The sequence below is a fragment of the Methanosarcina sp. Kolksee genome (assembly GCF_000969945.1).
Classification (GTDB): Archaea; Halobacteriota; Methanosarcinia; order Methanosarcinales; family Methanosarcinaceae; genus Methanosarcina; species Methanosarcina vacuolata.
In genome coordinates, this window is record NZ_CP009524.1 from 1416477 (window position 1) to 1428994 (window position 12518).

Annotated in this window: 10 protein-coding genes; all 10 read right to left on the reverse strand. The window is 41.2% G+C overall.

The window, feature by feature from the left end:
- Nucleotides 1–8: 8 nt before the first annotated feature.
- Nucleotides 9–794 (reverse strand): ATPase domain-containing protein, encoded by a 786-nt coding sequence (locus MSKOL_RS05990; RefSeq protein ID WP_048154351.1) that lies wholly within the window; start codon nt 792–794, stop codon nt 9–11.
- Nucleotides 795–963: 169 nt separating this feature from the next.
- Nucleotides 964–1476: a hypothetical protein gene (locus MSKOL_RS05995; protein WP_231592480.1), complete on the reverse strand. Its 513-nt coding sequence runs from the start codon at nt 1474–1476 to the stop codon at nt 964–966.
- Nucleotides 1473–2141: a hypothetical protein gene (locus tag MSKOL_RS06000; protein WP_231592482.1), complete on the reverse strand. Its 669-nt coding sequence runs from the start codon at nt 2139–2141 to the stop codon at nt 1473–1475. The genes MSKOL_RS05995 and MSKOL_RS06000 overlap by 4 nt, the downstream gene beginning before the upstream one ends.
- A 162-nt stretch (nt 2142–2303) precedes the next feature.
- Nucleotides 2304–2993, reverse strand: coding sequence for a hypothetical protein (locus tag MSKOL_RS06005; RefSeq protein WP_048154354.1), 690 nt, complete (start codon nt 2991–2993; stop codon nt 2304–2306).
- Nucleotides 2994–3072: 79 nt separating this feature from the next.
- Nucleotides 3073–3663, reverse strand: coding sequence for an archaellin/type IV pilin N-terminal domain-containing protein (locus MSKOL_RS06010; RefSeq protein WP_052725361.1), 591 nt, complete (start codon nt 3661–3663; stop codon nt 3073–3075).
- Nucleotides 3664–4198: 535 nt separating this feature from the next.
- The gene (hmgA, locus tag MSKOL_RS06015) at nt 4199–5455 is read right to left on the reverse strand and encodes a hydroxymethylglutaryl-CoA reductase (NADPH) (protein ID WP_048154357.1); all 1257 of its coding nucleotides are present in this window, start codon (nt 5453–5455) and stop codon (nt 4199–4201) included.
- A gap of 989 nt (nt 5456–6444) precedes the next feature.
- Complete coding sequence (locus MSKOL_RS06020) at nt 6445–6813, reverse strand: DsrE family protein (protein ID WP_048119379.1); 369 nt, start codon at nt 6811–6813, stop codon at nt 6445–6447.
- A 792-nt stretch (nt 6814–7605) separates the two neighbouring features.
- Nucleotides 7606–10215 (reverse strand): valine--tRNA ligase, encoded by a 2610-nt coding sequence (locus tag MSKOL_RS06025; RefSeq protein WP_048154360.1) that lies wholly within the window; start codon nt 10213–10215, stop codon nt 7606–7608.
- A gap of 453 nt (nt 10216–10668) precedes the next feature.
- Nucleotides 10669–11547 carry an ABC transporter permease gene (locus MSKOL_RS06030; protein ID WP_048158185.1) on the reverse strand — a complete coding sequence of 293 codons (879 nt, stop codon included), beginning with the start codon at nt 11545–11547 and terminating at the stop codon, nt 10669–10671.
- A 14-nt stretch (nt 11548–11561) separates the two neighbouring features.
- Nucleotides 11562–12506 carry an ABC transporter permease gene (locus MSKOL_RS06035; protein WP_048154363.1) on the reverse strand — a complete coding sequence of 315 codons (945 nt, stop codon included), beginning with the start codon at nt 12504–12506 and terminating at the stop codon, nt 11562–11564.
- Nucleotides 12507–12518: the final 12 nt, after the last annotated feature.

Consider the following 12518-nt stretch of genomic DNA (forward strand, 5'->3'; position numbering starts at 1 on the left):
TTCCTCTTTCAGGCTTTGACTTTCGAAACTGGAATTATTTTAAGCCCACACTCACTGTTCACATCAAAACTTAACATGTTTCCAGTAGTTTTTCTGGCACCCCTCAACTTCTGAATTTCCATAGTCTTTATCAGTTTATCTCCGACCTGTTCAATTCTCAGTTCCAGGCATGAATCGCAAACGGATCTTAGTCTGTAAAGCACTTCCTGGGAGAATGCATACCCATGAACACTTATTAAAATAGTCTTTCCTTTATCACAAAGTTTTACACATTCCCTAAAAAAATTCAATAAGGTATTTTCAGAAGTGTTAACCGCTAAAATCGTTAAAGAATCGATCAGGATAAGTTCTTCGTCACAGTCGTTTACGCATTTGAGCATCTTCTCTAGCAGATTATTACTTAGATCGGGATTTTCTTCAACATAGCTTGCATTTATTTCAAAAATCTTTGACCTGCCGATTATGAAATAATCTGATATGTCCTGATTCAGGCTTTCCATATTATTCAACAGGTTTCGGGAGGTTTTTTCTGTCGTCAAAGCTAAAACTTTTTTATCCTGGTTGAGAGCTCCCAACATAATCTGCTGCATGAAAATTGATTTTCCACTACCTTTTGCTCCTTCGAGAAGGCATAAAGAACCTGCGGGTATGCCTCCTTCCAGTTTCTTATCAATTTCCAGATTTCCTGAGGATATGAATTCTAAGGGTTTCTTCTCAGTTTCCGATTTATCTGATACCTCTTCACAAAATGCTTCATTTTCAAGAAATAAAGCCTCTTCCGAACTTACTCCCATACTTTTCCTCTCTCCCTTTTTTCAAAGATCAACTAATTTTTTATCTCCTTAGTTATCTAATTCAACTCATTGACTTAGCCTGAATAATTCTGGCCTATCAAACCAGTTATCTAATTCTGGCATATCAAATTAGTACTCTAAATCTGGCCTATCAAACCAATTCTCTAATTCATGCGTTAAAATATCCTGAAGCCTTTACTCCATTTGGGGCAGCCACCAGCAGCCAGTTTACACTCTTGTTTTCCAGGGAATCTTCGAGCAAAATCTGCAGTTCCATCTCCTCACCCGGATCGAGAATTCCGGGATTTACCAGATCTGGACTTATATTTCCCACAGTCCATTTGTTTTCTAATGCGTCTGAATCTCCCTGGTAAGGAACCCACATGGTTTTTGCAATGCCGGATGTGTTGGAGTACTTCACGATCACGTCCATATAATCATAGTCTCCTACCTTTGTGGAGCCCGTATTATTAAGGGACACGAAAATACCGGCCTCATTTGCAGAGATATTTGTAATTTCGATGTCGGTTTTCATTATCTCATTCTCATTTTCCTGCATTTCCATTACTGAATTTGCAAGAACGTCTGCCATGTAAAACCCCCCGCTTGAGCAGACATAAGATGCCAGGAGGAGAATTGCAACCGAAAGCATTGATGCAATAACCGTTCCGAACCCCATCATGACACCGTAAAATAGGCCTCTTCAGAAACCCCATTGTATGAACTAAATTTAATGAAATACTTCACTCTGCTGACAGGCACATCAACCGGCTTTAATCTGATCTGCAGTGTTTCCCCTTTGTCCCAGTTATCGTCATTGTTTTGCTCTATTGAGTAGTTCCAACAAGGAGCCAGACTTCCATTCTCATCATATGGTATTCTTTCAAATTTCCCGACCTCCCCAAAAAAAAGGTCCGATCTCGGTATCAAACCGGAAGATATCCCCTTAGGTCCCACGTTTTTAACCCATATGTGAACCTCTGAACCATCATCGGCAGTTGTCTCATGTAATATTTCAAAATCGGTCTGGATCTGGTCTCCCATTGCATTAGTACGGCTGATTATAGGGTCTCCTGCAGAAATTACAGACGGGTATACAACTGAAACAAATGAAAATGCACAGATAATGGATGCTATTGTTAGAATCGCAGAGCTTATCGCTTCCCCACTCATTCTTCGACCCCGCCTTACTTTCTGGTTTCCCTTATCAGTTTGAATAAACTCAGGTAAGTTTGAAAAAACATAAACCAATTTGAATGAGCATATAGCAGTTAGATAATAGTGATATCTCAACCTGTTTATGTCAGAAATATCGATTATGCCAGTATCATTGATTCTGTCTGACAATAACGGTTAAATTATACAGTATTTACCTAAGTTTACTGACACTAATTAAATTATACAGTATTTGCCTTAGTTTACTGACACTAATAATGATTAACTAGTATTAATTTGAACATTTGATCTGCTTTTCAGTCAATTTGATGGTTCGTACATCTAGTCGGTTTCTTAGTTCGTACATTTAATTATAGAAAAATCCTGTCTTCCTTTTTTGTCTTCTCTCCAGCCGGAATCTTCGTAAAGAGGCTTTATTCCATTTTTGAATTCTCTTGGGTCGAGAATTGCACTCAATTGCGAAAGCACTGTAATATTATCTTTCATGCTAACCTTATCTTCACATGCAGGCTCTTCAATGGAAAGGTTTGCAATATTTTTGATAACATATCTGGTCTCTTCATAAAGCGGTCCTGTAAGTGAATACAGGTCAAGCAGGACTTCCAAATTGCTGTGCCCAACTGTCCGGATGGCATAATCCACCCAGCGCATGAGCTCGACAAGGGTAAACGTATCGATTTTTCGAGCTGAAATTTCAGGTTCAATAGCCTGCATTTCCTTTGTAGGAGTTTTCTGTTGTGGAATATTTCCTTCGGGAACTTCATCTGGAGAAAGGGTTCTGACCGGTTCCTGGGCACTTTCCTTATTTTTATCATTTTTTTCTTCATCAGCAGGCGGTTGAGTCTCCACTTCTGCCCCTTTTCCTTTTGTTTCAAGCCTTGGAACTCCATTTTTCTTGCCATTGAAAAAGGGATTTTCATTTCTGTTTACAAGGTCCCTTATATCCACGAGTAATTCCTTTATCTCCCCTTTTACGATTTTAAGTTCAGTTTCCATATCTGCTACTCTTTTCTCCAGTTCCATATTAACCACCAAAAGAAAAAATTAATTCTTCAATTTTTGGATAAAAGAAGGGGGAAAGTGCCCCCTAATCCCTTAGGGGTTACTTCAGAACCATAACTGGATCGATCTGTGCCGGAGTTACTCTTGTGATTGGAACAATTGCTCCAACCTTTGGTTTTATCTCCAGACTGAATTCTCTGTTTACTGCCTGATCTTTATTACCCTGCAGCATTGAATCTTCAGGAACTGTGATTACTAATTGAACTTTCTCATGTTGTTCTAGCAACGTGTCGCCATCTCCGCTCCCTATAAATTCCTGACTCCACTCCACATCTGGGTCATATGTACTATTGTCAGCATAACTTACCACTAGCATTCCGACTTTACTGTCATTTCCTATATCCACAGGAGCCTGCCCTGCTGTAAGCTGAAGGGTGACAGTAATATTATCTACTTTTGAATTATCACCACTTCTTGCAATCACATCACCTGCAAGTTCAACTGAAGAAGTAGTCTGTTTCACACCCTCATCGATAGTCTTCTTGGCGGTATCGGAGGTGGTAAATCCTGCCCCGAGCACTACATAAGAAAACACTGCTGCCACAACTACAAAAGCAGTCAGCACAATTGCTGATTCGAGCCCTGTGAAGGCTTTATCATCTTTTCTAAAAATGCTAAAAATTCCTTTCATTCTAGTTCACTCCAAATGTTATTTTTGAATGAAAGTATATAGAGAAATTAAAGGGTCATGTTCTCAGCATATCTATTTCTCAAGTTTACAAATTTTTGATGGGAAACGAGACATTCAGGAGCTGATCCACATGGTTCCCTATTAATTACCCCCATACACATACCCATAAATTTCCAATAGATACTAACATCTTCTGATTTATTAACTTTTCTTAAAAATTGGAAAAGATGGTAAATGAAGATATATTAATAAAGAATTATAGAAAAGCTGTCTACAAATTTGATAATTGTTCTTAAATTTGAAGTTACTCCCAAATTTGAAACTGTTCTGAGAAATATCAAAATCTCCGTAAATCAGTGGAAGTGTACCGAAAACAAGAGAAAAATTTGAGTTTGAGGATTTTATCCCCAAACTCTATCCAACGTTATCATAAGCCTTTTTAAAAAAGGCTTGACCGAAAACCCTGTCGCCATTTGAGTTTGAGAACCTTATCCCCGACCCCTATCCGGCGTGATCAACCGGCGCAACGGTTGCGTTAGAACTTTCCACGACCTAGCTGAGCATGGGCACGGGCAAGATGTCCTGCAGCCTGAGCTCCTATAAGGTTAATTTCTCCTGCAAGCACGGCAGAAGCTACGATTTCCGCAAATTTCTTAGAGTTTACTCCGGGAACGTCACCTGCGCCTGCAACGTCAAGAATGTTCAGGCAATCTCTCTGGGTCCCAAGACCAGTGCCTCCACCAACGGTTCCCACAGGCAGAGCAGGTAGAGTAACAGAGCAGTGAATTTCGTCATATTTCGTAAGCTCCATGCTCGTAATTGCAGTGCTCCCTTCAACAACATGGGCCGCATCCTGTCCGCAGGCCAGATAAATCGCAGCAATAATATTTGCAGCATGGGCATTGAAGCCAAGCGCACCTGCTCTTGCCGAACCAAGCAGGTTTTTGCTGTAGTTTACTTCAAACATGGATTCAGGTGTACATTTCAGGGTCTCCTTGACAATTTCCTTTGGAATCGTAACCTCAGCTACAACGGTTTTTCCTCTTCCGAGAATTGTGCTTATGGAAGCAGGTTTTTTGTCCGTACACATATTTCCTGAAATGGTAATGGAATGTGCACCGAATTCGTCTTCGATAAGGTGCATCACCGCGTCGGTAGCTATAGTCACCATGTTCATGCCCATAGCGTCTTTTGTATCATACGAGAACCTGAGGTGTACATATGTGCCGACTATGAAGGGTTTTACAGAAAGCAATTTTCCAAAACGTGTCGTTTTCTCGGCAGTGGCTTTCATCTTCTCGAAAATCTCAGGACATTTTACCCACTCATAAAATTCTTTAGCTCTGATAACACTCTCAAACTTAAAAACAGGCGCTCTCGTCATTTCGTCTTCAAAGACCCTGACATTGGCTCCTCCTGATTTTGTGATAACCGAACAGCCGCGATTTACGCTGGCAACTAGAGCTCCTTCAGTTGTAGCAAGAGGGATGTAGTACTCGGAATTCGCATATTCGCCATTTACCTTCAAAAGTCCAGCAACTCCGAGAGGAATCTGAACTGCGCCTATCATATTCTCAATATTCTTTTTCGATGCTGCTTCAACATCAATGGAAAAATTCTGGATATGTTCAAACTCAAGTTTTGCAAACTCCTGTATTGCGAGTCGTCTGATTTTTACTGAAGTCACAGAGTCTGCAAACTCCTCAATCTTACGAAGAGCCACATCTCCATCCAGAACCTTTTGTAAAAGAACTTTTTCTTCTTCACTTAATTCATAATCCTGTAAAAACATGAAATCACCTGCTGAAATTTTTTTCTTTTTATTCCTAAAAAATTAATTGACTGAAGGGCTAAAATCTTCAATATTAAATAACCACTTTAAAGTCGTATACTTAGGCTGAAATCTTCAATATTAAATAACCACTTTAAAGTCGTATACTTAGGCTGAAATCTTCAATATTAAATAACCATTTTGAAGTATTATACTTAAGTTGTATACTTTATATTAAAATCCATTTTTACCCTTATTATGTGCACAAACGCTCTCTTGTTTGATTTGCGTTTTTATATTTTTATTCTAATATGTGCATATTGACATATAATTCATTCCTCAATGTGATATTTTCTGTTAGCCCTGAACAGTATAAAAAATAAAGTACATATAAAAAGCTCTATCGGTCTAAACTATATCGAAAAAGATCATGGCATTTTAGAAAATTTAAGATTTACAGAAAAATTCTCAGACCCGGTTACAGCTCCATTAAACCGGAAAAGACGAAAAATTGCAGATTAGCTCTCTCAGAAAATCCCTTGGTTTTCTATGACCTCTAAGTGATTTAAGACAGAAAAACTGCAATTTTAAATCCACCCATTTGTGTAAAGATTAACGCTGTTTACCCCTAACTTAGCCCTCTTGAGAGAACGAAGCGAGCGAAAAGGGCACTGTCCTCCCGAGACAGGACTCGGGTGATGGAACTTGGGTGATGGAACTTGGGTAACAGAACTTGGACCGCAAGAAGAGCACTTTCATCCCGAGATGAAACTGGTGTGGGTAAGTAAAGAGCAAAAGGGATTCTAAAACGGTTAAAATTGAATGAAGTGGAAATTACATATTCTATAAGCCGGTTTCAGGTTTATATTTCGTAGAAGGACAGGTTGGGGGCAGGCTAGAATTATTAGGTTGAAGAAAACCTGACTTAGAAAAAGCTGCAATAAAACACATGTAATTGCTTAAGGCTGTTATTGCTTAAACATCTCATTTAATTTTAGAATTTGTAAGGCTCAGAAAGTAATGATTAACTGGTTTTCTTCAGTGTATCTCAGAAAGAGTTCCGCTACCTCTTTTGAGCAGATAAAGTCGATTCCAGGGATCAATTCTTCTTTTTTAAGCCCGATCATATCCGAGGCAAGCTGACAGCACCGAAACTGCACTCCCATATCTATACATTCCTGTACAGTGTCATCGTACTTGGGCGATCCTCTTATTTTATCTTTCTTTGCAAGTAGCACCCCCATAGGCCCCCACAGAATAACCAGCACGTCGAGCCCTTTACTCCTGTAGTACTTCGCAAACTTGAGAGTTTCCTTAGGGCTGGTGCTTTCGTACACCATATTTTTTAGCAGCAATAATACTTTTTTGACTTTTGTCATAAAAACTCCAGGTTTGAATAATACATTTCTGAAACAGATTACCTGGATGTATATAAAGTTTCACATTGAAAACTTGCATAAAATAATTCTATTTCTCTTTATATTAACTGGCAAAATTTAGATACTTATACATGATTAACTAACTCGATTGCAACATAAAATAATATATCCACTTCAACACTTTTAATCTAACCTGAACTTTTGTTGTAACAAAAATTTTTAAAGTTTATGGCTAATTGTGAATGCCCATATTTGAGAGTTCGGCTTGGTAGAAATCCTCAATTTAAGCTGGACATCTTTGGATTTGTTCGTAATATTATACACTGTGAGTCTATTTTTCATCTTTGAAAATGATATTTTAGAATGAGAAAAAATCTGAGAAAATCAGTTGAACAGCCGGCGTGCAGAATTAAGGCCGAAATTTGAATTAAGTAATTGTCACATAAAGATGAAATTAGTAGGCAGAGTTTTCATAAACTCAATCTTTAATTGGTGACGTTGATCTTAAAAATCAAGGAGCCAAATCAAAACCTGCGCATAGAAAACCTGCGCATAGAAAACCTGTGTATAGAAAACCTGTGCAGAGTCTATTCTATGATAACTCATAAAGAAGGAGTTTGAGTTAAGGGAATCGAACCGGAGGATATCCTGTCTTCAGTTTTTCATACCCCCGGCTTTTCGTACCCCCAGCTTTTCATGCCCCAGATTATCATACCTCAGCTATTAGTAAAAAGCTGGAAATAATAAGCATCGTCCGAATACCGAAGTTTTCATAAAAAGGTAAGCAAAAGCTTACCTTACGATTACAACAACCGCACCTCTGACTTCGATCACATCAACTTCCCTGCCGCCGGAAATCACTTCTTTCTTTATCTCTACGGCTTCGGGCTCGAGCTCGATCGGTTTGTCGTCTACATTAACGGTTATTTTTCCTGAGGCTGCCTGGGATTCAATTGCAGCAGGACTTTCAGCCTTGAGAGCTTTCACGATAGCACCTGCATCTTTTCTGAATCTGGGGCCCAGGATACCCATATTGGGCTTAACTTCTACTGGTACGTATTCAAAGGAAGGAGCCCCTTTCATCAACTCAACTTTCGAGTTTGTGGCACCTGCGAGATCTCCTGTGTCAATATTTGTATTGTATATCTCAAGCTTTTTCAGGGGAGCGTTAAGTGCCATTCCCAGTTCGGACTTGTATCTGCGGACCTCACCTGTGATCTCTTTAATCAATTCACCTGCAGCTTCAGCTTCTTCATTTATGAAGCTTTCATCAACTGCTGGCCAGGCCTGTTCATGGACGCTTTCGTCACTAAACCTGGAGTACAGCTCTTCTGCAAAGAAGGGTATAAAAGGCGCAAGCAGAAGCGAGAGCGTTTTTATTGTCCTGTAGAGCACATACTGAGCTGCTCTTCTGCCTTCGGGCTCATCGCCATAAAGCCTGCCTTTTACGAGCTCCAGATAGTTGTCAGCAAGAACTTCCCAGGCAAAACCTCTTATGGCCTTGAAAGTAGAATCAAACTGGTAATCATCAAGCTCCTTTGTTGCGGTATCTACAAGCCTGTTGAGTTTACTCAGCAGCCACCTGTCAATTATAAGGAGGGAGTCAGTCGGGAATTTGTCAGCATCATCCTGTCCGAAGTCTTTCAAGTGAGACATTGAGAATCGGTAGATACTCCACAGTTTCTGAAGGAAACGAGAAGCTGAAACCACATCTTTCCAGCGGAACATTACATCCGAACCTGTGGAGCCACCAACTGCGCCCCACTGCCTGAAAGCATCGGCGCTGTACTGTGTGGTTACTTCTTCAGGAGAGATAACGTTTCCAAGGGACTTGCTCATCTTATGTCCGTCAGGCCCGAGCACCATACCATTAATCACTATAGAGTCCCAGGGTCTCTTGCCTTCAAGAGCCAGGCTCCGCAGGATTGTGTAAAAGGCCCAGGTCCTGATGATATCGTGACCCTGTGGACGGATCTGCGCAGGCAGGCGGAGTTCGTGCTCGCTTTCCCAGCCCGTGACGTGTAATGCAGTGATAGAGGAGTCCATCCAGGTGTCGAGGACATCGGTTTCAGGCTCAAACTCGGTTGATCCGCAGGCGCAGGCTTTCTTTGGGACAGCCTCATTCGGGTCAATAGGAAGCCAGCTTTCTTCTGCAACCATTACTTCCCCGCACTTCTTGCAGTACCAGATTGGTATTGGGGTTGCAAAGATCCTCTGTCTGGAGATGCACCAGTCCCATTCCATTGTGCCTGTCCAGTTCTGAAGCCTGACTTTCATGTATTCAGGATACCATTTGATCTCATCTGCAGCTTTCAGGATGCCGTCGTTGTCGATCTTTACGAACCACTGGGGCTCCGAAAGAATTTCAATCGGGGTGTCACAGCGCCAGCAGAGCCCGACATTCTGCTCAAGAGATTTCTGGTCATAGAGGAAACCTGCAGCTTTCAGGTCTGCAATGACAGCTTCCCTGCACTCGGCAATGTTCAGGCCTTCATACTTGCCTGCCGCTTTTGTCATCTTGCCCTGTTTGTCGATGGCCTTTATGAGGGGAAGTTCGTATTTCACCCACCAGCGTACGTCCTGCTTATCCCCAAAAGTACAGATCATTACGGCGCCTGTACCGAATTCAGGCTCAACATCCTCATCGGCAATTAGAGTCACTTTCTGGCCAAAGAGCGGGACTGTAATTTCCTGACCTACATACTGGCTGTAACGCTTGTCTTCAGGGTTTACTGCAACTGCAACACAGGCTGCCATAAGTTCCGGCCTGGTGGTTGCAATATCTACCTTGTCGAAATGGACGAAGTTAAGCTTTGTTTGCCTTGTTTCATACTCGACTTCTGCAAAAGCAATGGCAGTTTCGCAGCGGGGGCACCAGTTGACAGGATGTTCTTCATGATAGATATAATCATGATTATACATCCTGACAAAGGATTTCTGCGTTTTTACGAAGTATGAAGGGTCCATAGTAATAAATTCGTTACTCCAATCTACGGAAAAGCCCAGGCGCAGCATTGTTTTGCGCATCTTATCGATATTTCCTGTAGTCAGTTCCCTGCACATCTTGCGGAACTCGGCCCGTGGGACCTGGTTTTTCGTTATTTTATGAATTTCTTCAACCTTGACTTCGGTTGGCAGGCCGTGACAGTCCCAGCCCTGTGGGAACATTACATTGTACCCGCGCATACGTTTGTATCGGGCAACAAAGTCGATATAGCACCAGTTAAGCGCGTTTCCGATATGGAAATTACCTGTAGGATAAGGAGGTGGGGTGTCGATAATATATTGGGGACGGGGGTCTTCTCCCCAGTTGAAATGGTACATGGAGAGGTCCCACTTCTCCATCCACTTTTCCTCAACCTCACTTGCATTATACTCTTTTGGGATTTCTGATTCTGTCATAAAGACACTCCATGATTGGGAAATAGTGTAAGAATTCTTGGGGTTTAGAGTGCTTGCGATTATTTAAATATATCTGGTTTTGGATAGAGTGGAGATTTCTTACTTTTTAATGCCTATCCAGTATTTTACAGGAATATACTTTTTGATTTTGCTGATTGCATTTTTATCCGAAAAAACAAATTTGTCAGAGTACAATAAGATATCAATGTATAAAGGTGGCTAATTATTCAAAGTGGCTAATTACTCTGAAACTTTTTGCAAGTACTGGATACTGCAAAAGAACCGGATACTGCAAATATTTTTTCCTATTTTGTTTTTATACATTAATTGGAAAAGCCATAATCATCATAATTTTGGGCAAAAAATAATTTTTAGAGGTTGAAATGCTGTCGCTAGGATAAAAACGAATTTTTAGAGGTTGAACTTTTCGTTTTTATTTCCTTTGCCTTCCAGTTAAAATTCTATCGTATCAGACCGGGGATCTGTAATAGATCTCAGTTCGGAACCGATGAGATTTACTGCAAGAACAAACAGCATGATCATGCTTCCTGAAGATAAAGCCATCATAGGTGCAGTCTGAAGGTATACAAGTCCATCTTTCAGTATTGTTCCCAGTTCCGGGGTAGGAGGCTGAATCCCAAGCCCTAAAAATCCAAGCCCGGAAATTGAAATAATCTTGGACCCCAATCCAAGCGTTGCGATCTCAATAATAGGTCCATAACTGTTGGGAAGAATGTGGCGGAAAAGAATGTATTTATCAGATGCTCCAATTGCCCTGGCTGCCTCAACGAACCCGCTATTTTTCAGCGACAGAGTGGATCCCCTGATTAATCGTGCATACTTTGCCCAGCCAGGAATGGAAAGTGATAGAATAATTCCTGCAGGACTTGGGCCTACAACTCCCACAATCGCAATTGAAAGAACTATACTGGGGAAAGCAAGAAAGATATCTGCCAATCGCATCAAGAAAGCATCGCACCTGCTGAAATAACCTGCATACATTCCTATGACAATTCCTGCAGGCACGATAATTAGAGTTGAAATAACGGCAATGAAGAATGAAGTCTGTGCACCATATAATATACGGCTTAAAATACACCTTCCAAACTGGTCCGTCCCAAGGGGAAAAGATGCTGATGGAGGAGATAACTTTTCTTCAAGATGCATCTCTGCAGGGTCATGCGGGGAAATCACCGGAGCCATTAAAGCCATCACGGAGATAAGAATAAACAGCAGGGCTCCTATTGTAAGCGTTATATTGCTCCGCAAAACTCCCCATACTCTTTTCATTTCGGAAACTGCCAGTTTTTCATCAAAGTATGAGTGTTCCATATATATTCTCCTCATTATTCTCCCTGAGCCCGGACTGATGGGTCAAGATAAAACTGAACAAGGTCGACAAAGAGATTAATAAGCACTACAATCACCGCGAAGGTGAGCATACATCCCTGCATCACCATGATGTCCATCGAAGAAACAGAGTTAACAAGAAGTCTCCCAAGTCCTGGCAGTGCAAAAATACTTTCAATGGTAACTGCCCCTCCGAAAATCCATCCGAACTGGGTTCCCATGTATATAATGACCGGGAGAAGTGCATTCCTTAGGGCGTGTCGTTGAATAATTTTTCTGCGGTTGAGCCCCTTTGCACGTGCTGTCCTTATATAATCCTGCTCAAGCGTTTCAATCATACTTGTCCTCATGATACGCGCTGTAATTGCAATAAGGCCAACCGAAAGGGTAAGGGACGGTAGGATGAAATATTCTATTCCTCCTGTTCCTGCAACCGGAAAGATGCCAAGATGGATACCTCCGATGAGCATAAAGACTATAGCAATAAAATACTCAGGACTCGAGAGGCAGACTATTGAAGTAAGCCTGCAGAGATGATCTACAGGACCGTTCTGTCTCAGAGCTGCTGCAATTCCAAGCGGGATAGCTATGATAGCCGAGAATAACATTGAGAGAGAGGCTAGATAGAAGGTCGTTGGCAGAGCATATCTGATCTCTTCAAGAGTGCTCCTTTTTGTCTGATAGGAATATCCCAGGTCTCCATGCACAACCCTTGAAATCCATTTTAGATAGCTAACATACCAGGGGTCGTCAAGCCCCATCTCTTTATGAAGTATGGCTACTGCCTCTTTAGGTGGACTTTCGGTACCAAGAGTAGCTCTGAGCGTAATTTCAGCTGGGTCCCCTGGTGAAAGAGAAATTACTGTAAAAGTGATGAGAGATATCCCTACCATGACCTGTATCATTTGAAACAGACGGTTCAGTATAATTCTACGTATCATTCTTACTCAAAC